The organism is Deinococcus aerolatus (assembly GCF_014647055.1).
Lineage (GTDB): Bacteria > Deinococcota > Deinococci > Deinococcales > Deinococcaceae > Deinococcus > Deinococcus aerolatus.
The window spans coordinates 36,900-58,006 of sequence record NZ_BMOL01000015.1 but is presented as its reverse complement, the minus strand read 5'-3'; the positions used below and the strand labels follow the sequence as shown (position 1 = coordinate 58,006).

The 21,107-nt window shown below is 66.4% G+C and carries 24 protein-coding genes; 18 read left to right on the top strand and 6 right to left on the bottom strand.

The annotated features are described in order from the left end of the window. The first annotated feature begins 611 nt into the window (after nt 1-611). From infA to rplQ, 7 genes are all read left to right on the top strand, one after another. Entirely contained in the window at nt 612-854 is a 243-nt protein-coding gene (gene infA, locus IEY31_RS14285; protein WP_188973187.1) for a translation initiation factor IF-1, read from the top strand. Between the two features lie 98 nt (nt 855-952). Beyond that, complete coding sequence (gene rpmJ / locus IEY31_RS14280; protein WP_029476433.1) at nt 953-1,069, top strand: 50S ribosomal protein L36; 117 nt, start codon at nt 953-955, stop codon at nt 1,067-1,069. Further along, the gene (rpsM, locus tag IEY31_RS14275; RefSeq protein ID WP_188973147.1) at nt 1,069-1,449 is read left to right on the top strand and encodes a 30S ribosomal protein S13; all 381 of its coding nucleotides are present in this window, start codon (nt 1,069-1,071) and stop codon (nt 1,447-1,449) included. Before rpmJ ends, rpsM begins: the two co-directional genes overlap by 1 nt. 3 nt (nt 1,450-1,452) lie before the next feature. Beyond that, nucleotides 1,453-1,848 carry a 30S ribosomal protein S11 gene (rpsK, locus tag IEY31_RS14270; protein ID WP_046843186.1) on the top strand — a complete coding sequence of 132 codons (396 nt, stop codon included), beginning with the start codon at nt 1,453-1,455 and terminating at the stop codon, nt 1,846-1,848. A gap of 154 nt (nt 1,849-2,002) precedes the next feature. After that, nucleotides 2,003-2,623, top strand: a complete 621-nt coding sequence (rpsD, locus tag IEY31_RS14265) for a 30S ribosomal protein S4 (RefSeq protein WP_188973145.1) — start codon at nt 2,003-2,005, stop codon at nt 2,621-2,623. A gap of 11 nt (nt 2,624-2,634) precedes the next feature. Beyond that, complete coding sequence (locus IEY31_RS14260) at nt 2,635-3,645, top strand: DNA-directed RNA polymerase subunit alpha (RefSeq protein ID WP_188973143.1); 1,011 nt, start codon at nt 2,635-2,637, stop codon at nt 3,643-3,645. Nucleotides 3,646-3,696: 51 nt separating this feature from the next. Next, nucleotides 3,697-4,047: a 50S ribosomal protein L17 gene (rplQ, locus tag IEY31_RS14255; protein WP_029476425.1), complete on the top strand. Its 351-nt coding sequence runs from the start codon at nt 3,697-3,699 to the stop codon at nt 4,045-4,047. A gap of 287 nt (nt 4,048-4,334) precedes the next feature. On the opposite strand, the gene IEY31_RS14250 is transcribed toward rplQ, so the two are convergent. Beyond that, entirely contained in the window at nt 4,335-5,555 is a 1,221-nt protein-coding gene (locus IEY31_RS14250) for a type II secretion system F family protein (RefSeq protein WP_188973141.1), read from the bottom strand. Nucleotides 5,556-5,613: 58 nt separating this feature from the next. Between IEY31_RS14250 and IEY31_RS14245 the strand changes: the two genes are divergently transcribed. From IEY31_RS14245 to aguB, 4 genes are all read left to right on the top strand, one after another. Further along, entirely contained in the window at nt 5,614-6,270 is a 657-nt protein-coding gene (locus IEY31_RS14245; protein ID WP_188973139.1) for an L-threonylcarbamoyladenylate synthase, read from the top strand. Then, entirely contained in the window at nt 6,263-6,817 is a 555-nt protein-coding gene (gene scpB, locus IEY31_RS14240; RefSeq protein WP_188973137.1) for an SMC-Scp complex subunit ScpB, read from the top strand. The genes IEY31_RS14245 and scpB overlap by 8 nt, the downstream gene beginning before the upstream one ends. Before the next feature lie 175 nt (nt 6,818-6,992). After that, a complete protein-coding gene (locus tag IEY31_RS14235; protein WP_188973135.1) occupies nt 6,993-7,751 on the top strand; it encodes a DUF4388 domain-containing protein in 759 nt (252 codons plus the stop codon). Between the two features lie 44 nt (nt 7,752-7,795). Next, nucleotides 7,796-8,701 (top strand): N-carbamoylputrescine amidase, encoded by a 906-nt coding sequence (gene aguB, locus IEY31_RS14230; protein WP_188973133.1) that lies wholly within the window; start codon nt 7,796-7,798, stop codon nt 8,699-8,701. Nucleotides 8,702-8,729: 28 nt separating this feature from the next. Here the strand turns inward: aguB and IEY31_RS14225 are convergent, their stop codons facing one another. Continuing rightward, nucleotides 8,730-9,725 (bottom strand): C40 family peptidase, encoded by a 996-nt coding sequence (locus tag IEY31_RS14225; protein WP_188973131.1) that lies wholly within the window; start codon nt 9,723-9,725, stop codon nt 8,730-8,732. A gap of 228 nt (nt 9,726-9,953) precedes the next feature. Here IEY31_RS14225 and IEY31_RS14220 point away from each other — a divergent pair, with 228 nt between their 5' ends. Both IEY31_RS14220 and IEY31_RS14215 read left to right on the top strand, forming a co-directional pair. Further along, entirely contained in the window at nt 9,954-11,243 is a 1,290-nt protein-coding gene (locus tag IEY31_RS14220; RefSeq protein ID WP_188973129.1) for an MFS transporter, read from the top strand. 93 nt (nt 11,244-11,336) lie between these two features. Further along, nucleotides 11,337-11,498: a hypothetical protein gene (locus tag IEY31_RS14215; protein ID WP_188973127.1), complete on the top strand. Its 162-nt coding sequence runs from the start codon at nt 11,337-11,339 to the stop codon at nt 11,496-11,498. A 92-nt stretch (nt 11,499-11,590) separates the two neighbouring features. On the opposite strand, the gene IEY31_RS14210 is transcribed toward IEY31_RS14215, so the two are convergent. After that, a complete protein-coding gene (locus IEY31_RS14210) occupies nt 11,591-13,354 on the bottom strand; it encodes an SLC13 family permease (RefSeq protein WP_188973125.1) in 1,764 nt (587 codons plus the stop codon). A gap of 318 nt (nt 13,355-13,672) precedes the next feature. Here IEY31_RS14210 and IEY31_RS14205 point away from each other — a divergent pair, with 318 nt between their 5' ends. After that, nucleotides 13,673-14,284: a 3-isopropylmalate dehydratase small subunit gene (locus IEY31_RS14205; RefSeq protein ID WP_188973123.1), complete on the top strand. Its 612-nt coding sequence runs from the start codon at nt 13,673-13,675 to the stop codon at nt 14,282-14,284. Next, a complete protein-coding gene (gene leuB, locus IEY31_RS14200; protein WP_188973121.1) occupies nt 14,277-15,329 on the top strand; it encodes a 3-isopropylmalate dehydrogenase in 1,053 nt (350 codons plus the stop codon). The genes IEY31_RS14205 and leuB overlap by 8 nt, the downstream gene beginning before the upstream one ends. A 64-nt stretch (nt 15,330-15,393) precedes the next feature. Here leuB and IEY31_RS14195 read toward each other — a convergent pair whose 3' ends face one another. After that, nucleotides 15,394-15,564 (bottom strand): hypothetical protein, encoded by a 171-nt coding sequence (locus IEY31_RS14195; protein ID WP_188973119.1) that lies wholly within the window; start codon nt 15,562-15,564, stop codon nt 15,394-15,396. Between the two features lie 87 nt (nt 15,565-15,651). On the opposite strand from IEY31_RS14195, the gene upp reads away from it, so the two are divergent. The 3 genes from upp (at nt 15,652) to IEY31_RS14180 (ending at nt 18,477) form a co-directional block, all read left to right on the top strand. Beyond that, complete coding sequence (gene upp / locus IEY31_RS14190; RefSeq protein ID WP_188973117.1) at nt 15,652-16,275, top strand: uracil phosphoribosyltransferase; 624 nt, start codon at nt 15,652-15,654, stop codon at nt 16,273-16,275. A gap of 61 nt (nt 16,276-16,336) precedes the next feature. After that, on the top strand, nt 16,337-17,485 hold the full coding sequence (locus tag IEY31_RS14185) for an MraY family glycosyltransferase (RefSeq protein ID WP_188973115.1): 1,149 nt from the start codon (nt 16,337-16,339) through the stop codon (nt 17,483-17,485). Nucleotides 17,486-17,652: 167 nt separating this feature from the next. After that, entirely contained in the window at nt 17,653-18,477 is an 825-nt protein-coding gene (locus IEY31_RS14180; RefSeq protein ID WP_188973113.1) for a nitroreductase family protein, read from the top strand. Nucleotides 18,478-18,676: 199 nt separating this feature from the next. Here IEY31_RS14180 and IEY31_RS14175 read toward each other — a convergent pair whose 3' ends face one another. Further along, the gene (locus IEY31_RS14175; RefSeq protein ID WP_188973111.1) at nt 18,677-19,879 is read right to left on the bottom strand and encodes a thiolase family protein; all 1,203 of its coding nucleotides are present in this window, start codon (nt 19,877-19,879) and stop codon (nt 18,677-18,679) included. Nucleotides 19,880-19,912: 33 nt separating this feature from the next. Further along, nucleotides 19,913-21,094, bottom strand: coding sequence for an alpha/beta hydrolase family protein (locus tag IEY31_RS14170; protein ID WP_229723644.1), 1,182 nt, complete (start codon nt 21,092-21,094; stop codon nt 19,913-19,915). Nucleotides 21,095-21,107 lie beyond the last annotated feature (13 nt).

Here is a 21,107-nt window from a genome sequence, read left to right as displayed (position 1 = left end):
GGTTGCTGTACGCCTTACACGTGTCCAACTCTGGGGGCAACCCGTACCGGAAAACATTGCGGCATGGCTGGCTGAGCGACAGAACCGGGCGGAGAAATCGGAACAGGCTGCAGAGGTTACCGTCAATAGGAGGGCTGATTCTGACTCTCAGGGCAGACGCCACGCCGCCCGCAAACTGCTGGGTGACCTTGCCACGTTGCTGGCCCATGTATGCGAACGGGCGCTGCTGGCCCTGCGTGATGCCAGCGCCCTCAGCTACGGTCACGGCATCGCGCAGGCCTTCGCCGGGCTGGGCCTTCTGGTCTTTGCCTGAACCCCCGATCATTTTTCTGGCCCGATGGCGACGGCCATTTGCGGCGATGGCCATGTGCGGCGATGACGTGGTGGCGTTGGCCGGAACACAGGGCATCGTGATGAGAAGCGAGGCCACCGGATAGGGGAGACTGAACTTGCCAAATGAGAACCCGGCGTCCTGAATAACTGAACAAGCTCTCCACATGGCCCCCGAACTTTTCTGAAAATTGTCACCGCTGCTTGTTCAGATGCCTGTGGGCGTGATAACTTTACGTTTGGCTTGCATTGGGCCTGGAGGTTGCGTGGCGAGACGAAGAATGCCGGAACAGCGGGAAAAGAAGAAAAAGGAAGAGTCCGATACCGTACGCGCCGAGGGCGTGGTGACCGAGGCGTTGCCCAACACCACCTTTCGCGTAACGCTCGATACGGGGCACGACATCCTGGCCTACATCAGCGGAAAAATGCGGATTCACTACATCCGTATCCTGCCTGGTGACCGTGTGGTTCTGGAAATCAGCCCGTACGACACGTCGCGCGGGCGCATCGTCTACCGCCGCTGATCGGCAGGCCGGGAGCAACACCACAGATTTCGGTCCACGGGAGCGTGGGCAGGGGTCGAGCGCTGCTGATGCAACAGCAGGCGGCGCGAGGAGGAAGCATGAAAGTTCGCAGCAGTGTCAAGAAAATGTGCGATGGCTGCAAGGTGATCCGCCGTCACGGACGGGTGCTGATCATTTGCAGCAAGGAAGTCAAGCACAAGCAGAGGCAAGGCTGATGGCCCGCGTTGCAGGCGTCGACCTGCCCCGCGAGAAGCGCATCGAAATTGCGCTGACCTACATCTACGGTATCGGCCTGACCCGCAGCAAGGAAGTGCTGGCGCGCACCGGGATCAATCCCGACACCCGCGTCAAGAACCTCTCCGAGGCGGACCAGTCCACCCTGCGTGACGCCGTCGAGAAGACCTACAAGGTTGAAGGCGACCTGCGCTCCGAGGTCGGTCAGAACATCAAGCGTCTGATGGACATCGGCGCGTACCGTGGCCTGCGCCACCGCCGCGGCCTGCCCGTGCGCGGTCAGCGCACCAAGACCAACGCCCGGACCCGCAAGGGGCCGCGCAAGACTGTGGCTGGCAAGAAAAAGGCCGCGAGGAAGTAAGCCATGGCGAAATCTACCAAGGGCAAGACCCCGCGCCGCGCCCGGCGCAACATCAGCGCTGGCCGCGCGTACGTGCACGCCAGCTACAACAACACGATTGTTACCATCACTGACCTGGACGGCAATTCTGTCGCCTGGAGCAGCGGCGGGACCATCGGCTACAAGGGCAGCAAGAAGGGCACGCCCTACGCAGCCCAGCTTGCCGCCGCCGACGCCGTTAAAAAGGCGCAGCAGACCTTCGGCATGAACATTGTCGACGTGATCGTGCGCGGCAGCGGCTCGGGCCGTGAACAGGCCATTCGTGCCATTCAGGCCAGCGGCATTGAAGTGAAGTCCATCATGGACGACACCCCCGTGCCTCACAACGGCTGCCGCCCCAAGAAAAAGTTCCGCGCTTAAGTGTTGAACTGACGCAATCGCGCGCGCCCACCTGTCCCGCCGCCGCTGCCCAGCTGATGGGCTGAAGCTGCAACCACCAGCGATGGTGGCGGGCAACAGAGGGCCGCAGACCCGGCTGGCACAGCAGTGCTGGCCGCACCAAGGAGATCAATAAATGGGTCGTTTCCGTGGATCGATTACCAAACAGAGTCGCCGTGAGGGCATTAACCTCGCGGAAACAGAGAAAGTCCAGAAGTACCTGGACAAGCGCCCCTATGCGCCCGGTCAGCACGGCCAGCGCCGTGGTCGCGGACGTCCCAGCGACTACAGCGTGCGCCTGCGTGAAAAGCAGAAGCTCTCCCGCCTGTACGGCATGGGCGAGAAGCAGTTCCGCAACCTCTTTACCGAAGCCTCCAACGTTCCTGGCGTGACCGGTACGGTGTTCTTGCAGTTGCTCGAACGCCGCCTGGACAACGTCGTGTTCCGCATGGGCTTTGCCAGCACCCGCCGTCAGGCCCGGCAGTTCGTGGGCCACGGTCATATTCTCGTGAACGGCAAGAAGGTCGACGTCCCGAGCTACCGCGTCAAGGTTGGCGACGAGATCGTCGTGACCGAGGGCAGCCGCTCGATGGGCTTTATCCAGGAAAACATGGAAGCGCAAAAGCGCCGCCGCGTTGCTCCCTGGGTCGAACTGAACCCCGAAACCTTCACCGGTACCTTTGCCCGCCTCCCGGCGCGTGAAGACCTGGCGCTGCCGATCAACGAGAACTTCATCATCGAGTACTACTCGCGTTAACGGAGGCCCCAGTGGATCAAAAGCGCCCTCAACTTAAAGCCCGCGTGGACGGCGATTATGGCGAGTTCGTCCTGGAACCGCTCACGCGCGGTTACGGCGTCACCATCGGGAACCCCATCCGGCGCATCCTGATGTCCTCGATCCCCGGCACGGCTGTCACCAGCGTGTACATCGAAGACGTACTGCACGAATTTTCCACCATTCCCGGGGTCAAAGAGGACGTCATTCAGATGATCCTCAACCTCAAGGAACTGGTCGTGAAGTTTCACGCCCCCGGCCCCAAGACCCTGACCCTGCGCGCGCAGGGCGAGGGTGTCGTCAAGGCGAGTGCCTTCGAGGTGCCCAGCGACGCCGAGATCGTCAACCCCGACCTGGTGATTGCCACCCTGGCCGAGGATGGCAAGCTGGTCATGGAAGTGCGCGTGGAAGAAGGCGAGGGCTACGTTCCCGCCGACAAGCACGCCACCAAGGACCGCATCAACTCGATTCCGGTGGACGCGGTGTTCTCCCCGGTGCGCCGCGTGGCCTACCACGTCGAGAACACCCGCGTGGGTCAGCAGACCGATCTGGACCGTCTGATCCTGCGCGTCTGGACCGACGGCTCGACCGGCCCGCAGGACACCCTGGACAAGGCGGTGGAAATTCTGCGCGAGGAGCTGAACGTGTTCGGCAATGTGGAGAACCTGCCGGCCCTGACTCCGGAGTTCCAGCAGCCGGTCTACACGCCCTCCACCCCAGTCATGCCGCAGCCCGGCGTGTACGATCTGCCCTCGGCTCCCGCTGCGCTGAACCTGAACCCCGGCGACTACCCCGCCGAAATGGATTCGCCGCGCGTGACGCTTGAAGGCCTGGGTCTGACCACCCGCGTGCTGCATTCCCTCAAGGAAGAGGGCATCGACAGCGTGGACGCGCTGTGCGCGCTCTCGGACCGTGACCTGAAAAAGGTGCCCGGCATCGGCGAACGCAGCCTGGACGAGATCAAGCAGCAGCTGGCCCAGTTTGGCCTGGCGCTGCGCGACTAAACCATTTTCCGGCCTCTGGTTGCAGGGGCCGCGTTTTGAAGGAGAACACCCATGCGCCACGGTAAAGCCGGACGCAAGCTCAACCGCAACAGCAGTGCCCGTACCGCCCTGGCCCGTGCCCAGGCGACGGCGCTGCTGCGCGAGGGCCGCATCCAGACGACCCTCACGAAGGCCAAAGAGCTGCGCCCCTACGTTGAGAAACTGATCACCACCGCCAAGGGCGGCGACCTGCACGCCCGCCGTCTGGTGGCCCGCGACATCCATGACAACGACGTTGTCCGCAAGATGATGGATGAAGTGGCCCCCAAGTACGCCGAGCGTCCCGGCGGCTACACCCGCATCCTGCGCATCGGCACCCGCCGCGGCGACGGCGTGACGATGGCCCTGATCGAACTGGTCTGAGTTCAGACCGTTCCCGAAGCCCCCTGCCCTGTGCGGGGGGTTTTTGTTTGGTGTCGAATCGGGCTGGGCACGTCAACGCCCTGTGTGTGCAGCTCGGGATTTTTCAGGCGCATAAAGCAGCATGTCAGCCGGGTTTGTAAAGCTCAGAATGTCATTTTTCCAGTCAGCCAGCGGGCGGCTATTCCTCCCGGTGTGTGGTGGACGCAAAAACCCGCCTCGGCGGCGGGTCCGTGCGGGGGTGATGACATTCTCGCTTTCATACTGACATTCTCAACTGAGATGGACAATTACTGGCTGAGCGTCCCAATAATGCTGAACATCGGCAGGAACATCCCCGCCACGATGGTGCCCACGATGCCGCCGAGGAAGACGATCATGATCGGCTCAATGGCCGCTGTCATGCTGTCGACAGCCTCGTCCACTTCACGGTCATAGAAATCGCCCACCTTGATCAGCATAGAGTCCAGAGCGCCGGTTTCCTCGCCAATCGAGATCATGCTGACCACCATGGGCGGAAAGACCTTGCTGGTGGCCAGGCTCGAACTCATCTGTTCCCCCACCATGACGACGTTCTTGGCGTTCTCGATGGTGTCCTCGACGATGGCGTTGTCGGCCGTGCCCTTGGTGATTTCCAGCGCCTCTATGATGTTCACACCGCTACTGATCAGCAGGCCAAAGGTGCGGGCGAACGACGCGATGGCGCTTTTCTGGGTCAGGTTGCCGAAGACCGGCAGCTTGAGCTTGATGTCGTCGATCACAACGCGGCCTTTGGGTGTCTTGTATACCCAGCGGTACGCAAAGGTCGCAATCACCCCGAACACCACGATTAACCATGCCGAGTTCTTCAGGAAGTCCGAGACCGCCATCAGCATCCTGGTGATGAAGGGCAGCGGCGCGTTGAGCTGCGTCAGGATTCCCGCAAACTGCGGCACGATGGTGGTGAGCAGGAAGTAGGTGATGAGAATGGCGAAGACCAGCACCACCACCGGATAGGTCAGGGCGCTCTTGATCTTGCCGCGCAGGGCCAGCTCCTTTTCCTGAAAATCGGCGATGCGTTCCAGCACCGAATCCAGGGTGCCGCTCGTTTCACCGGCCCGCACCAGATTGATGTACAGGCGGTTGAAGACCTTGGGGTATTTGGCGATGGCCTCGCTCAGCGGCGTTCCCGCCTCCACATCGCTGCGCAGGTTCTTGACGGTCTTCTGAAAACCCTTGTGCTCGATCTGGCCCTGCAGGACGGCCAGCGACTGCACCAGCGGCACGCCCGCATTGATCAGCGTGGCCAGCTGTTTGCTGAAGATCGAAACCTGTTTGAGGCTGGGCGGACGGTCGTCCAGAAAGGGGATCTTGATGTCGGCATTCAGACCGCTCTTGGGGGCCTTGATCTCGACGACCATCAGGTTCTTGGCGCGCAGCACGTCGCGGACCTGGGCCGACGTCTCGGCCTCCATCTGGGATTTGAGCACTTTGCCAGAGCGGTCGCGCGCGCGGTATTCGAAGACGGCCATATTCTGCCCAGTATAATCTGGGGTGGTCTTGCGCCGACCTTACAGACGCGCCGCCCTTATGACTGAATCCCTGACCTCTGTTTCTGAAAATCCCGCTGCTGCAGCTGTCGACCGGGCCTGGTCGGTCCTGCAGGACGGCGGCATCGTGGCCTATCCCAGCGAGACGGTCTGGGGCCTGGCGGCCCTGCCCGGTCACCCGGTGGCCGTGGGGCGGTTGTACGCGGTCAAGGGCCGCCAGGCCCACCGGCCAGTGCAGGTGTCGTGTCAGGACGCCCGTGCCGCGCTGGAGCTGGCCCAGCCGAGCGCCGCCCTCACGGCGTTGTCGGCACTGTGGCCCGGCCCGCTGACGCTGGTGACCCCGGCCCTGCCGGGTCTGGCCTCCACGCTGGCCCCTGGCGGGCTGGTGGGTCTGCGCGTGCCGTCGCACCCGCTGGCGCTGGCGCTGCTGCGGCGCAGTGGGGGGCGGCTGCTGACCACGAGCTGCAACCCCAGCGGGCAGCCTCCCGCCCTGACGTCGGCCCAGGCGCAGGCCATGGCGCTGGCGGACTACGTGTTGGCTGCGGAGACGACCGGGAAGCCGGACGAGGAACCGATTGGCGGGCAGGCCAGCACCGTGGTCGAACTGCCGGGGGGCACCCTGCTGCGCTCCGGCCCGCTGGACGAGGCGGTGGCCGCGCTACTGGCCGGGGTGCGGGCCGGGCAGCCGCATGACTGACCCGGTGACGCCTGCCCCGCCGCCCCGGCTGTCGGCCCTGATCGGCGCGGCGCTGCTGGCTGCCGGCCGCCCCGTGGCTGTCCGTGAACTGGCCGCCACCCTGGACCTGCCGGAAACCACCGTTGAGCGGGAACTGCTGGCCTTTGAGAAGACCCTGGCGTCGGCAGGCCTGGGCTTCGTGGCCGAGGCGGTGGCGGGCGGCTGGCGGCTGATTGTGCCGCCTGTGCTGGCGGCCCGGCTCGCGCCGCTGCTGGCGCCCCCGCCGCTGCCGGCCCTGAGCAGCGCCGCGCTGGAGGTTCTGGCGGTGATTGCCTACCGGCAACCGGTCACCCGCGCCGAGATCGAGGCGATGCGCGGCGGCAGCGCGGGTACGGTGGTCACCTTGCAGGAGCGTGAACTGGTCAAGGTGGTGGGCCGTTCGGACGCGGTGGGCGGCCCGCTGCTGTACGGAACCACCGGGCGTTTTCTGCTGGAGTTCGGGCTGGTAGGTCTGGATGACCTGCCCCCTTTACAGGAGGGCGGCTTCTCGCATCTGCTGCGCGGCTAGGCGCTGCTGAAGCCGTCTGCCGGGCTGCGCCTCACATCAAGCGAATGTGACGTACTGGGGGTGTGTGGGGGTACACCACCCCCGGAAGACGTGCAGGTCAGGCTTTCGGCGTTACACTCCCTGCACGCTGCGCCACAACACCCCGCATTGCCCAGGCCCCCATGACCAAGACTGTATGACCAAGACTGCCAACCTCGAAACCTTTGATTTCCTGCAACTGCTGTACCTGCTCAGCGAGCAGGGCCGGACTGGTGCCCTGACTGTTCAGCGCGCCGACGGCCCGTTTCAGGCGTTTCTGGAGGGCCACCGGGTCCGCCACCTGCAGTTTGCAGCCCAGACTGGGATTCCTGCACTGATCCGGCTGCTGCTCGACCCGCACGGGGGCTTCCGGTTCGACGAGGGCGTCGTGCATCCCAATCCGCTGCTGAATGTCAACCTGGACGATGTGGCGCTGGAAGCGCTGGACGCCCTGCCCGAAGTGCCGCTGCCCTTCGGTGGCCCGGTGAAACTCACCTCGCCGGAGCGCGCGGCGCGGATTCGCTGGGGGCTCAAGGATCAGGCGATTCTCAAGCAGATCGAGCTTCAGCGGCCCGTCTCGCTGCTGTCGCAGGACCCCGACGCCCGCCGGCTGCTGCAAAAACTGCACCAGATCCGTCTGATCGCCCCGCGCAAGTCCCGCGTGGCCCGGCTGAGCGTGGCGGTAACCCGCGAGGTGCAGGGGGTGGTGGTGGTGGATGACCTGATCCTGAAGCGCTGGAAGGAGGACATGTTGCGCCCACCGCAGACCGTCGCGGTCCGGGCCGACGACGGTCTGGTTCACACCCTGTCGGTGCGCGGCGGCCCGAACCTGTCCAACACGCTGCTGGTGCCGGCCGAACTGCTGATGAGAACGGGCCTGCGCGCCGGCGACAGCGTGCTGGTGCGGCCCGCGTGAGCTGGGTTCCGCTCTTGGCGGCGCGGATCGGATAGCCTCGGCAGATGACCAGGCCCACCAACAAGACCCCGGACACCGTGAAGCTGGCCGTGATCCAGATGCACGTCACCGATCAGCTGGAGGACAACGTGGCCCGCGCCGAGGCGCATGTCCGCGACGCGGCGGCCCAGGGCGCACAGGTGATTCTGCTGCCGGAACTGTTCGAGAACCTGTACTTCTGCCAGGTGGAGCGCGAGGATTACTTTGCCCTGGCGCACCCGCAGCAGGACCACCCGTTTATCGGACGGTTCCAGAACCTGGCGCGTGAGCTGGGCGTGGTGCTGCCGCTCAGCTACTTCGAGCGGGCCGGACAGGCGCACTACAACAGTCTGGTGTGCATCGACGCCGACGGCGAGGTGCTGGGCAACTACCGCAAGACCCACATCCCCGATGGTCCCGGCTACGAGGAAAAGTACTACTTCAATCCTGGAGACACCGGGTTCAAGGTCTGGGCCACCCGTTATGGGCGCGTCGGAGCGGGCATCTGCTGGGACCAGTGGTATCCCGAGACCGCCCGCGTGATGATGCTGCAGGGCGCTGACTTCCTGCTGTATCCCACCGCCATCGGCAGCGAGCCCGCCGAGGTCGAGTCGCCCAACAGCCACCACATGTGGCAGCGCGCGATGGTCGGGCACGCCGTCAGCAATTCCAGTTACGTGGGCGCGGCCAACCGCATCGGCACCGAGGTGGTGGGTGGGCTGTCCCAGACGTACTACGGACACTCGTTTATTAGCGACTACACCGGCGAACTGGTGGCCGAATTCGGCGACACCGACGAGGGCGCGCTGACCCACGATCTGAATCTGGCCGAGGCCCGCAAATTCCGCGCGGGCATGGGCTTTTTCCGGGACCGCCGCCCGGAGCTGTACGGTCCGCTGCTGACGGTGGACGGCGTGACGCGGCGAGACTGAGGGTTGGCGGTGCCGGGCTGAAGCTGAACTACGGTCCCCGGACGGCCAGCGGCCCGCTCAGCACCCGCCGGGCGCCCCGGTAGCGCGGCCCCCAGTAACGGTCGGCCATCAGGGTGTCCAGTGAGACCTTGCCCTGGTAGCTGTTGGCGCTGACGAAGGTGTCGCCGCCCAGGTAGATGCCCACGTGCGAGATGCGGCCCCCGCCCACCGTGTCGAAGAACACCAGATCGCCGGGCTGCAGTTCCTCGGCGGCCACCGGCTGGCCCACCTGTGCCTGATCCGCGCTGACCCGGGGCAGGCGCACGCCCAGCGGCGTGAACACCTGCAGCACGAAACCGCTGCAATCCAGTCCGGCGGGGGTTGTGCCGCCGTACCGGTACGGCGTGCCCAGCAGGGCCATCGCCATGCCGCGCCAGTCGCCGGGCAGGGCCGCGCTGGGCCGGTCGGGTGACGGCGCGTCCGGCAGCGCCGGCTCAGGCGGAGCGAAGGCGGGGGCCTGCGGCGCGGCGCTGGGCACCGGCTCGGGCGGCTGGGGCACACCCAGAAGGGGCGGCAGCGTCAGGGAGAGCGCAGCAAGCGGCCCTGGCGTGGGGGCCAGGGCAACGGGCGTGGGCTGCGCCGGAGAGGGCAGGGTGGCGGTGGCGGGCAACGTCAGCACCTGGCCCACGCTCAGCACCGCGCCCTCGGGCAGGGCGTTTTCGGCCAGCAGTGCGTTGACACTGACGCCGTAACGCCGCGACAGGGCGTACAGGGTCTCTTTCGGCCCAACGACATGCCGCGCCGTGCTGGAGACCCGCAGGGTCTGGCCGATCTTCAGATCGGGGCTGTGCAGGCCGTTCAGCGCCAGCAGGGCCTCGACGCTGATGCCCGCGCGCCGGGCGATGCCGTAGGCGGTGTCCTTGGCCTGCACGGTGACGGTGACGCCCTGGAATTCCCCGGTCTGGGCCCCGGCTGGTCCTCCCAGGAACAGAAGGGCACCCAGCAGCAGGGCGGGGAACGGAAAAACAGACAGGGTTCGAGGCATCGGATGGGGGCTCGCAGGGGGCGGAGATATGGATTGACCGTGTGGGATGAGAATGAGATTGTGGGTAAGGTAACACAACATCAAGAATTGGAAAAGGTGAGCCGGGTGAGAAGTGTGGGGCGGCGGTGGGTGGGATGGGGGGGCTCCCCACGCCCGCGCCGCTTTCACCTGCCCTTCATTCCCCGGTGCAGGCGCCCTTCCCACTGCAGACGGGCGTATGGTGGGCGGGTGTTTGCGCGTGTTGGCGAGTGGCGAATCAATACATTCAGGGCGCTGAGTCATCCCCACTACCGCCGCTACTGGTTCTCGCAGTTGCTTTCGCTGGTGGGGGCGTGGATGCAGGCCACCGCGCAGCAGTATCTGGTGCTGGAGCTTTCGGGAGGCAGCAGTTCCGCGCTGGGTCTCGTGACGGTGGCGCAGTTCACGCCCAGTCTGCTGCTGTCGCTGTTCGCCGGGGCCATCGTGGACCGGGTGCCCCGGCGGCGGGTGCTGCTGGCCACGCAACTTGTGCTGCTGACCACCGCGCTGGTGCTGGCCGTTACCACCCATTTGGGCATCGTGTCATTGCCGCTGGTGATGCTGCTGGCCTTTGTGTCGGGGTGCGCCAACGCCTTTGACATGCCTGCCCGCCAGAGCATGGTGGTGGACTTCGTGCCGCGTGAGGCCGTGACCAATGCGGTGGCCCTGAACAGCCTGTCGTTCAACGTGAGCCGCACGCTGGGGCAGGCGCTGTTTGGGGTGGTGGCGGTGCTGGGCATCCGGCTGCTGGCGGGCGGGGACTCCACCAACATTGCCCGGCTGGCCCTGCCTTTCTACCTGAACGTGGCGTCGTTCGGGGCGGTGCTGTACGTGCTGGCCACCCTGCCTTTTCCGGCCCGTCCGGGTCTGCGGCGGGGCAAGGTGGGCGACGACATCCGCGAGGGCCTGCGCTACGTGCGGGCCACGCCGCCCGTCCGCAACGTGATGCTGCTGGTGGGCCTGATGAGCCTGACGGTCATCAACTTCAACGTGATCATTCCCTACTTCGCCCGCGTGGTCTACGGCGAACGTGAGGCGGCCTTCGGGTTGCTGTCGGCATTTTTTGGTGTGGGGGCGATGGGCGGCGCACTGTGGCAGGCCAGCAAACCCAATCCGGCGCGCAACCTGCGCTACGGCGCCGTGATCCTGATCGTCTCCACCATGGCGCTGGCCCTGACGCCTGGCTCGGTGCTGGCCGCGCCGGTGCTGGCGGCCTGCGGGTTCGGGATGCTTACGCTGCTGGTCAGCGCCAACAGCACCGTGCAGCTGACCATCCCCGACCACCTGCGCGGGCGCGTAATGAGCCTGTATTCCTTCGTGCTGGTGGGGATGGGACCGCCCGGCGCGCTGCTGTCGAGCGCCCTGATCAACAAGGACGGCCCCCTCGGCTCGCGCTGGGGCCTGATCGTGCTGGCGGCGCTAGGGTTGGTCGCCCTGCTGACGCTGTGGCGCAGGCTGCCACGCGTGCTGGAAGGACCGAAAGCTGTTCCGGCAGACTGATCTGGCTGCTGGCCGGGAGTGGGCCGCCTCCCACCCCCGATTCCTCAACCCGGTTCAAACCCTGCGCCGCGCACAGGCTGTTATGCTTCACCCATGGTTTCAGACCGCACCCACGATCATTCGCAAGTGCTGATCACCTGGACGCTGATCGTGATCGGCATCGGCGCGGTCATCGGCATTGGCACCGCCGCCGCCCTGATGGCGCGCAAGGACCGGCCCCTGCTGGACGATCCCGACGCGCCGCTGTTCATCTGACGATCGTCTGAGGGTCAAAACCCCTGCCTGACCCTCTTCCCGGTGGAGAGGGCTTTTTTTGCGCGTACGGTACAGCTGCCGCGCGGTGAACGCTAGAACGGCCACACGCGCGGAATGATCAGCAGCGACACGGCGAAGGTCACCAGCGTCAGGCCGGAGCCGACGCGCACAAAGTCCAGAAAGGTGTAGCGACCCGGCCCGTAGACCAGCATGCAGGAGGGCTCCAGCGGCGTGATGAACGAGTTGCTGGCGGCAATCGTGATGCCGATGATGAAGGGGCGTGGGTCGTAGCCCAGCGCCCCTGCCGTGCCGATGGCCAGCGGCAGCATCACCAGCGCCGCCGCCTGGTTGCTCATGGGCTGGGTCAGGGCCACCGTGACCAGAAAGAGCGCGGCCAGCAGGCCGTAGGGCCCCAGCGGCTCCAGCACGCCCGACAGCGCCCCGGTCAGCACCCCGGCGGCCCCGGTGGCCTCAAACGCCGTGCCGAAGGCCAGCATGCAGGCGATCAGCACGATGATGGGCCACTCCACCGCGCCGTAGGCCTCCTCCGGCGAGATCAGGCGGAATATCAGGCTCAGGGCGACGGCCACCACCACCGCCACGGCGAGCGGCACCGTCCCGGATGCCCCCAGGCCCACCGCGCCCACGAACAGGGCCAGGGCCAGCGGCGCGCGGCGAGGGTCGCGCACGCGCTCGGTCAGGTCACCCATCACGGCCAGGTAGTCGCCCAGCGAGTCAATGCGGGCCGCCGTGCCCTGAATCAGCAGCAGGTCACCCACCGCCAGCCGCACACCGCCCAGCCGCTCGAAGTGCTGGGCGCGGCGGTGCAGCGCCAGCACCGACACGCCGTAGCGCTCGCGGAAACGGCCCTCTTTCAGGGTCCGGCCCAGCAGCGGCGAACCGGGCAGCACGACGGCCTCGATCAGGCGCACGTTGCTGTCCCTGCCTGGGCTGCCCTCGCCTGGCTCGGCGCGCAGCTTCTGCTCGGATTTGCTGACCACGCCCAGCGTGCTTTTCCCGGCCAGGATGCGCTCGGTCTGGCCTTCCACCGCCAGCGTGTCGCCGGCCTGCACCACAAAATCCGGCCCTGGCGCGTAGAAGGTCTGGTTGTCGCGGCGCACCGCCACCACCGTCAGGCCATGGTCCCGGCCCAGCCCGCTGTCGCGCAGCGCCTGATCCGCCAGCGGGCTGCCAGGGGCCACCGTCAGGTCCGCCAGATACTCACGCAGCGAGTCTTCCAAGGCGGCCTCCCGGTTGGGCAGCAGGCGCGGGGCCACGAGGAACAGGTACAGCAGGCCCACCACGGCCACCGGCAGGCCCACCCAGGCCAGCTCGAAGAAGCCCAGCGGCGCCTGCCCGGTGGTGGGCAGCGCTCCCGAGACCACCAGATTGGTGCTGGTGCCGATCACCGTGACTGTGCCGCCCAGGATGCTGGCAAAGGCCAGCGGCATCAGCGCCCGCCCCGCTCCCAGGCCTGACCGTTTGGCCAGTCCGGCCACCACCGGCAAAAAGACGGCGGTGGTGGCGGTGTTGCTGGTAAAGGCGCTGATGCCTGCCACCGTGCCCAGCAGCCCGCGCAGCATGGCCGGGGCGTTGCGGGCGCGGCGGGCCAGCGACACCCCGATCCACTCGATGACTCCTGCCCGCAGCAGCACCCGCGTCAGGATGAACAGCGAGGCGAGGGTCAGCACCGTGTCGCTGCCGAAGCCGGCAAACGCCTGCCCCGGCGTGACCAGCCCGGCCAGCAGCAGCGCCGAGAGCAGGGCCAGCGCGGTGACGTCCACCGGCAGCCATTCGGTGGCAAACAGCACCAGCGCGGCCACGAACAGGATCAGGATGAGCGTTACGGGGTCCATGGATTCACCTGTTGGGAAGGGGAAGCGGGGGAGAGAGTGGGGGGCAGTTTCCGGAGACTGCCCCGAGTGTGCGCGGGGCAGCGGAAGGACACATGAGACGGTCTAGATCAGGTCTGGAGACTGCCTGAGTTCTAACTTGCGGGGGTTGTCTGGTCCAGCCCATTCGCTCCTCTCGACAAGCTGCCCGCCGCGCGGTGGCATGGACGGGACGGCGCTGATACTGTGGTCTGACACCAGTTGTTGCCCGTGCCCCGGCCCAGTCCCCGGCCTGTGCAGGGGTACCCAGTAGCGTTCCGCCCCGCCCCTCAAGGAGTCTCCATGCCCACCGTTCACGTCTTTGCCCGCGATCACATCAACACCGACGAGATTATTCCCGCCCGTCACCTGACCACCGACGTGGAGGCCGAGCTGGCAAAATTTGCGATGGAGGATTACGACAAGACCTTCGTGAAGCGTGTTCAGCCCGGCGACATCATCGTGGCCGGGGCCGACTTCGGCTGTGGCAGCAGCCGTGAGCACGCCGTCTGGGCGCTGCGCGGCGCGGGCGTGGGCGCGGTGATTGCCCCCAACTTCGCGCGCATCTATTACCGCAATTCCATCAACAACGGCTTTCTGGCGCTGGAGTGTGAGGGCATCGTGGAGGCTTTCGAGGACGGCGACGACGCTGATCTGAACCTGCAGGCAGGCACCGTCACCAACACCCGCACCGGCCAGAGCCTGACCTTCGTGCCGGTGCCGCAGTTCGCACTGGACGTGCAGAAGGCCGGCGGCTGGCTGGAGTACATGAAGGAGCACGACGCCGCCGATCTGGAAGCCGAAACCCTGAACGCCCACAGTACGGAGGCCGGTCACGGCCACCCCGGCCACGACTCCACCGAAGTTGACTCAGCGACACAGGACCCAGCCACACAGGAGAAGACCCATGCCTAAGATCGTCACATTGCCCGGCGACGGCATCGGCCCTGAAGTCACCGCCGCCGCCGTTCAGGTGCTGCGCGAGGTGGCCCCGGACCTGACCTTCGAGGAACACGCCATCGGCGGCGCCGCCTACGACGCGCACGGCGATCCCTTCCCGCAGCGCACCCGCGACGCGCTGAGGGACGTCGACGCTGTGCTGCTGGGCACCGTGGGCGGCGCGCAGAACAGCCCCTGGAACAGCCTGGCGCGCCCGATGCGCCCCGAAAGCGGCCTGCTGGCCCTCCGCAAGGCGCTGGGCTGCTACGCGAACCTGCGCCCGGTGCGCGTGCAGCCGGGGCTGGAGCACCTGTCGCCCCTCAAGCCGGAACTCGCACGCGGCGTGGACATCCTGATCGTGCGCGAGCTGCTGGGCGGCGTGTACTTCGACGGGGACCGCAAGCTCGACGGCGACACCGCCTACAACACCATGCGCTACACCACGCCCGAGGTGGAGCGCGTGGCGAAGATGGCCTTCTGGGCCGCCGAGCAGCGCAAGGGCCGCGTGACCAGCGTGGACAAGGCCAACGTGCTGGAGGTCAGTGAGCTGTGGCGGCGCGACGTGCAGGCCCTGCGGGACCGCGAGTACCGCAGCATCCACCTGAACCATGAGTACGTGGACAGCGTGGCCATGCTGATCGTCTCGGACCCCAGCCGCTACGACGTGATCGTCACGGAAAACCTGTTCGGCGACATCCTGAGTGATCTGGCCGCCGTAATTCCCGGCAGCCTGGGTCTGATGCCCAGTGCCTCGTTGGGCGACGGCGCGGGCCTGTTCGAGCCAATTCACGGCAGCGCCCCTGACATTGCCGGCAAGGGCGTGGCCAATCCCGCCGCCGCCATCATGAGCGCCGCCATGCTGCTGCGGCACGGCCTGGGCCGCAGCGACGCCGCCAACCAGATCGAGCGCGCCGTGGCCCTGGCCCTGCGTGAGGAACCCACCCGTGACCTGGGGGGCAAGGCAGACACCAAAACCTTTACCCACGCGGTGATGGAGGCGATCGGCACGCCCGTCGGCTGACCGGAAGGACGATTCAGGCGCTGGGGGACGGAAGGGCAGACAATCTTTCTGTCCCTTGCGGCCTTTAGCGCCTTTTTTCCAGTTCCCCCACCTGAGATTCCAGTTCCTGAATCCGCTTGGCATGTCCCCCGTCCAGGGCCAGACGGATGACCCGGACGACCACCAGGATCCAGGCCAGCAGCACGGTCAGGACAAGAAGGACCATGATCAGTTCCACCGGGCCGAGGTCGGGCATGATCCAGCCTACAAAAAGGCTGCGCTGTCCCTGTGTCGATTTGCGCCTCGTTCAGGCCCCTTGGCCTCAAGGCGATATGGTACGGGCATGGTCACCGTCGTCTCCCATCCGCTGATTCAACACAAGCTCTCGCTGATGCGCGACACCCAGACCGGGGTCAAGGAGTTCCGCGAACTGGCTGCCGAGCTGAGCATGCTGCTGGCCTACGAGGCCATGCGCGATCTGGAACTGGCCCCCCACACCGTCACCACGCCGATGGAAACTGGCGAATTCCCCATGCTGAGCGGCAAGAAGCTGGCCCTGGTGGCCATCTTGCGCGCCGGACTGATCATGACCGACGCGATTGTGGATCTGGTGCCGGCGGCCAAAGTGGGCCATCTGGGGATGTACCGCGACCCGCAGACCATGCAGCCGGTGGCCTACTACAACAAGCTTCCCGCCGACATCGCCGAGCGCCGCGTTTTCCTGACCGACCCCATGCTGGCGACGGGCGGCAGTGCCAGCGCCGCCATCCACAGCCTCAAGCAGGCTGGGGCGCAGTTCATCAAGCTGATGTGTATCCTCGCAGCCCCAGAGGGCATCGCCGTGATCGAGCGCGACCACCCGGACGTGGACATCGTGACCGCTGCCATCGACTCGCACCTGAATGACCACGGCTACATCGTGCCGGGGCTGGGCGACGCGGGAGACCGGATCTACGGCACCAAATGAGGCATCTGCTCCCTTCGGCTGACGCCGTGGCGCGGCATAGCCTCTAGACTCGGGTCAGTTTATGGATTCACTCTCTGCCTTCGCCCGGCAACTGGGCATCGCGGACCTGTTTGGACTGGGGTTCGTCAGCGTCGTCGTTACTTTCCTGACTGCCGGGCTGTTTACCTGGCTGTTCATTCCGCGCCTGCGCGAATTTGCCGTGCAGGTGGGCTGGGCCGATCATCCCAACGAGCGTCGACTCAACACCGAGCCGCTGCCGAATGCGGGTGGTCTGGCCATTTTCGCAGGCTTCATCGTCAGCGTGATCGTGGCGTGGGCGCTGCGGCCCATCGTCGTGGAGATCGTCAATATTCAGGTGCTGGCCATCCTGCTGGGCGCGTCGCTGCTGGTGCTGGTGGGCTTTATCGACGACCAGTACGGCCTGTCGCCGCTGTCGCGTCTGCTGGTGCAGGTGCTGGCCGCCATGCTGCTGATCGTCAACGGCCTGAAAATTGACTTCAATGCCATTCCCTTTCTGCCCATCATTCCCGACGCCATCAACGCGCCCCTGAGCATCTTCCTGACCATTCTCTGGATCGTGGGCCTGACCAACGCAGTCAACCTGATGGACGGCGTGGACGGTGTGGTGGGCGGCGTGGGTTTTGTGGTCAGCACCGTGCTGCTGGCGACGGCGGCGCAGTTTCCGGACCGGGCCGCCGCCGTGGTGCTGCTGGCCGGCCTGTCGGGGGCAGCTCTGGGTTACCTGCGGCACAACTTCAACCCCAGCCGCATCATCATGGGCGACGCAGGGGCGTACCTGTTTGGCTACACGCTGGCCGCTGTGAGCCTGCTGGGCACCCTGAAATTCAGTGCGGGGGCCAGCCTGCTGGTGCCGCTGGTGGTGCTGGCGTTGCCTGTACTGGACACCACCCAGGTGGTGATCGGGCGGCTGGCGCGCGGCATCCGCAACCCGCTGGGCCACCCTGACAAGACCCATATTCACCACCGCGTGCTGGCCCGCACCGCCAGTGCGCGGCGCACCGCCGTCATTCTATGGACCGTGTCGCTGATCTGCGGCATGGTGGGCATGGCATTCCAGGGGGTGTCCTGGCCGGTGATTGCGGTGACAGGTGTGTTGATCGCCGCGTGCCTGTGGTTCGTGGCCTACCGCCGCATGCGGGCCCAGACCATCGATGCGGCCCGGCAGGCGTCCATCTCGAAGGACGGCTGAAGCCTCCGCGCCTGGGCTGAACCCGGGCCATCCTCCAGATTAGTGGTCTGGAGGATGGCCTTTTTATGGAGGTTTATCGCTTCCGGTGCGCCGCCCGTCGCCATTCCCCAACAGGCTGTGGGAAATGCTTTTCTCTGGTTGCGCTGCCACCCGCTATGCTGTCCGGCATGTCTGTCCTGCTGCCCACCCGTACCCAGAGCGCCGAACAGGTCATGGCCTTCTACGATGCCCACCGCACCACCCGCAAATACGTCACGGCGCAGGACGGTTCCCCACTGCCCCTGCCCGCAGACCATTTAGAAGCCATCCTGCACGCCGCCCAGCGGGCGCCCACCGACGCCACTGCGCAGCTGTATTCGCTGGTGCGGCTGGTGAACCCTGCCGTGCGGGCCGAGGTGGCGGCCCTGACCACCAACGCGCACATTGCCACTGCCTCCGAGGCCTTCGTGGTGTGCGCGGACGTGAGGCGGGTGGAGCGGGTGCTGGAGGTCAGGGGGCAGACGCCGGGGCACTGGCCCGCCATTGCCGTGCATTTCGGCATCGGGGACGCCGTGATGGCCGGGACCAACCTGCTGACAGCCGCTGAGATGCTGGGCTACCAGGGGTGCTGGATCGGCGGCGTGATGAACGGGCTTGAGGGCATCATTGATCTGCTGGCGCTGCCGCCCGGCGTGCTGCCATTCGCCGCACTGACCATCGGCACCTCTGCCGAGGACACGCCTTACCGCCCGCGCGTGCCCCGCCCGCTGGTGATTCACACCGACACCTATCACGGCGGCACGGACGGGGAAATCCGCGACGCCGTGGAGGTCATGAACCCCATCGCGGCGCGGGGGGACCAGCCCGGCGACTGGGCCAGACTGCTGCGCTCCTACTTCGCCGTGGGCGGCAGCATGGAACAGCGCGAACCCCGGCTGGTGGCGGCCCTCAAACGGCAGGGCCTGTGGGCGGGGGATGAGGACGTCACCCCGCCTCTTCCGTCCGTCACGTAAGCGAATGCCCGCTTGATGGGCTGGGCCAGCACCAGTGTCGTCGTCCCACCCCGCCTTCTGGCGGTAGGAGCGTGGGGTTGCCGCCTCGTCACGCATGAAATGACGTGAGTGTCCGCTGGACCGGGCCTTACGTTAAATAAAGTGGACATGGACGACAAGGCAAAGGGCGGCCCGGAAGCCGCCCCTCTGCACCGAAAGCTCAGTCGGCGGCCTGGGCCGTTTCCTGGGCCGGGTACACTTCCAGCACGCCCGCCGCGCCCATACCGCCGCCGATGCACATGGTCACCAGCGCCTTGCCGCCGCCGCGCCGTCCGAGTTCGTAGATGGCGGTGGTGGCCAGCTTCGCGCCGCTGCAGCCCAGCGGGTGGCCCAGCGCAATCGCGCCGCCGTTGACGTTGGTGATCTCCTCGTTCAGGCCCAGCTCGCGAATCACCGCGAGGCTCTGGGCGGCAAACGCCTCGTTCAGCTCGATCAGGTCAATGTCGGCCAGGGTCAGCCCCACCTGCGCCAGCACCTTGGGAATGGCCTTGACCGGGCCGATGCCCATCAGTTCAGGGTCCACCCCGGCCACCGCGAAGCCCAGGAATTTCGCCAGTGGCTTCAGGCCCAGTTCCTGTGCCTTTTCGCCGCTCATGATCAGCACGGCGGCGGCGCCGTCGCTAAAGGGGCTGCTGTTGGCCGCCGTCACGCTCCCGGTGGTCTTGAAAGCGGGACGCACCTTCGCCATATCGGTCAGATTGGCGTCGCGGCGGATCAGCTCGTCCTTGCCGAACTGGAGGGTCTCGGTCTTGATCTTTGTGCCCTCGACCGTGTCCTTCTCCACCAGCACCGCCACGATCTCGGCGTCGAAGCGTCCGGCGTCCTGGGCGGCGGCGGCCCGCTGGTGGCTACGCAGGGCAAAGGCGTCCTGATCGGCGCGGCTGACGCCGTACTTGTCGGCCACGTTCTCGGCGGTCATGCCCATGCCGATGTACGAGCCGGGGCGGGTGTCCACCAGGTCGGGGTTGGGGCTGGGGTTGTGGCCGCTCATGGGCAGCATGCTCATGCTCTCCACGCCGCCCGCCAGCATAATTTCGGCCTGCCCGGTCTGGATGGCCGCCGCCGCCATTGCAATGGTCTGGAGGCCGCTGGAGCAAAAGCGGTTGACGGTCACGCCGCCCACGCTGTTGGGCATTCCGGCGCGCAGCGCGGCCAGGCGGGCCACGTTCAGGCCCTGCTCGGCCTCGGGGATGGCGCAGCCCAGGTAAACGTCTTCCACCAGGGCGGCGTCAATGCCGGCGCGGCGCACGGCCTCGTTCATGACCAGGGCGGCCAGATCGTCGGGGCGGGTGTTGGCGAGGGTGCCTTTGATGCCGCGTCCCACGGGGGTCCGAACGGCGGATACGATAACGGCGTCTTTCATTTGCGTTCTCCTTGAGAGAAAGGTTCAGGTGGGCTAAGAGTCAAGAGAGGTGGGGAGGCCGGGCAAAACCCTCGCAATAAACGCTTCCAACTCTGCATCATATTTTTCGGGGTCAATGTTCCAGCAGCGGATATGTTTGGCTCCCTCCACGCGGTGGTATTCCACCAGATCGGGGCGGGCGGCGGCCAGAGCGTCGGACTGGCGGATGGGAATGGTGGCGTCACGGGTGCCGTGCCACAGCAGGATGGGCAGGTTGAACTTGGGGGCGGCGGCCAGCTGGTCCACCACATCGAAATCCTGCCCGCTGCGCCGGGTGACCAGATACTGCACGAAACGGCCAATCTGACGCGCCATGAAGCCGGGAATGCCGTAACGCTGCCCGTTGGCGCGAATGGTGTCGCGCCAGTCCAGCGCCGGGCAGTCCAGCGCCACGCCCGCCACCGGAATCGGGTACGGCTGGTGCCGGGGCCGCAGCACGCTCAGGGCCACGTTGCCGCCCATCGAAAAGCCGTAGAGCATGGCCCGCCCGTACCCGGAGGCCTTCGCCCAGTCCAGCGCGGCGATCACATCTTCCGCCTCCTTGTCGCCCAGGCTCAGGTAACCCCTGCCCACACGCGGCGCACCGTGTGCGTTGCGGAAGGTGACGAACAGCGAGGCCACGCCCGCCCGCCGCAGCGCCGGGAGCATCCGCAGCGCCTGTGCCCGCTGCCCACCGTGCCCATGAATCACTATGGCGATGGCGTCCTTCTTACCCGACACGCTGGGAATGTGCCACGCGGGCATGTCCCCCACGTCGGTGTGAACCGAAGTGACCTCGTAGTCGATGCCCAGTTGCCCCGGCGTGCCGTTGTACACGAAGGTGGACACCCACGCGAGCGAACCGTTCGGCAGCACCCCGCGCTCCTCCAGGATCTCGCGTTTCACCAGCGTTCCCGCGAGATTGGGCGGGCCCAGAATCGCGTGGCCCTGGTTGGGCAGCAGCGGCACGATGCCCACCACTCCTCGCGAGAGCGTTTCCGGCGAGGCCGGCAGGTACACGGAGTTGCCGCGCCGCCCCACCGGCACGAACTCGCCCTTGACCCGGCGCGTCTTGGAGCGCAGCGTGATCTCCGCGCCCAGGAACGCCCCGGCCAGCACCGCCACCGCGTAGGACAGGGTGGCCCAGCCCAGCGCACGGCGACGGTTGATCTGACGGATTCGGGTGAGGATCGACACGGTCGGTGCTCCT

Coding starts and splice junctions, on each gene's coding strand:
- IEY31_RS14225 (WP_188973131.1), bottom strand. CDS start 9,725: ATGCCTCGAACCCTGTCTGTTTTTCCGTTCCCCGCCCTGCTGCTGGGT.
- IEY31_RS14235 (WP_188973135.1), top strand. CDS start 6,993: ATGACCAAGACTGCCAACCTCGAAACCTTTGATTTCCTGCAACTGCTG.
- infA (WP_188973187.1), top strand. CDS start 612: ATGCCGGAACAGCGGGAAAAGAAGAAAAAGGAAGAGTCCGATACCGTA.
- IEY31_RS14195 (WP_188973119.1), bottom strand. CDS start 15,564: ATGCCCGACCTCGGCCCGGTGGAACTGATCATGGTCCTTCTTGTCCTG.
- IEY31_RS14215 (WP_188973127.1), top strand. CDS start 11,337: ATGGTTTCAGACCGCACCCACGATCATTCGCAAGTGCTGATCACCTGG.
- IEY31_RS14245 (WP_188973139.1), top strand. CDS start 5,614: ATGACTGAATCCCTGACCTCTGTTTCTGAAAATCCCGCTGCTGCAGCT.
- IEY31_RS14205 (WP_188973123.1), top strand. CDS start 13,673: ATGCCCACCGTTCACGTCTTTGCCCGCGATCACATCAACACCGACGAG.
- upp (WP_188973117.1), top strand. CDS start 15,652: ATGGTCACCGTCGTCTCCCATCCGCTGATTCAACACAAGCTCTCGCTG.
- rpsD (WP_188973145.1), top strand. CDS start 2,003: ATGGGTCGTTTCCGTGGATCGATTACCAAACAGAGTCGCCGTGAGGGC.
- IEY31_RS14180 (WP_188973113.1), top strand. CDS start 17,653: ATGTCTGTCCTGCTGCCCACCCGTACCCAGAGCGCCGAACAGGTCATG.
- IEY31_RS14175 (WP_188973111.1), bottom strand. CDS start 19,879: ATGAAAGACGCCGTTATCGTATCCGCCGTTCGGACCCCCGTGGGACGC.
- leuB (WP_188973121.1), top strand. CDS start 14,277: ATGCCTAAGATCGTCACATTGCCCGGCGACGGCATCGGCCCTGAAGTC.
- rpmJ (WP_029476433.1), top strand. CDS start 953: ATGAAAGTTCGCAGCAGTGTCAAGAAAATGTGCGATGGCTGCAAGGTG.
- rplQ (WP_029476425.1), top strand. CDS start 3,697: ATGCGCCACGGTAAAGCCGGACGCAAGCTCAACCGCAACAGCAGTGCC.
- IEY31_RS14250 (WP_188973141.1), bottom strand. CDS start 5,555: ATGGCCGTCTTCGAATACCGCGCGCGCGACCGCTCTGGCAAAGTGCTC.
- aguB (WP_188973133.1), top strand. CDS start 7,796: ATGACCAGGCCCACCAACAAGACCCCGGACACCGTGAAGCTGGCCGTG.
- IEY31_RS14185 (WP_188973115.1), top strand. CDS start 16,337: ATGGATTCACTCTCTGCCTTCGCCCGGCAACTGGGCATCGCGGACCTG.
- rpsM (WP_188973147.1), top strand. CDS start 1,069: ATGGCCCGCGTTGCAGGCGTCGACCTGCCCCGCGAGAAGCGCATCGAA.
- scpB (WP_188973137.1), top strand. CDS start 6,263: ATGACTGACCCGGTGACGCCTGCCCCGCCGCCCCGGCTGTCGGCCCTG.
- rpsK (WP_046843186.1), top strand. CDS start 1,453: ATGGCGAAATCTACCAAGGGCAAGACCCCGCGCCGCGCCCGGCGCAAC.
- IEY31_RS14210 (WP_188973125.1), bottom strand. CDS start 13,354: ATGGACCCCGTAACGCTCATCCTGATCCTGTTCGTGGCCGCGCTGGTG.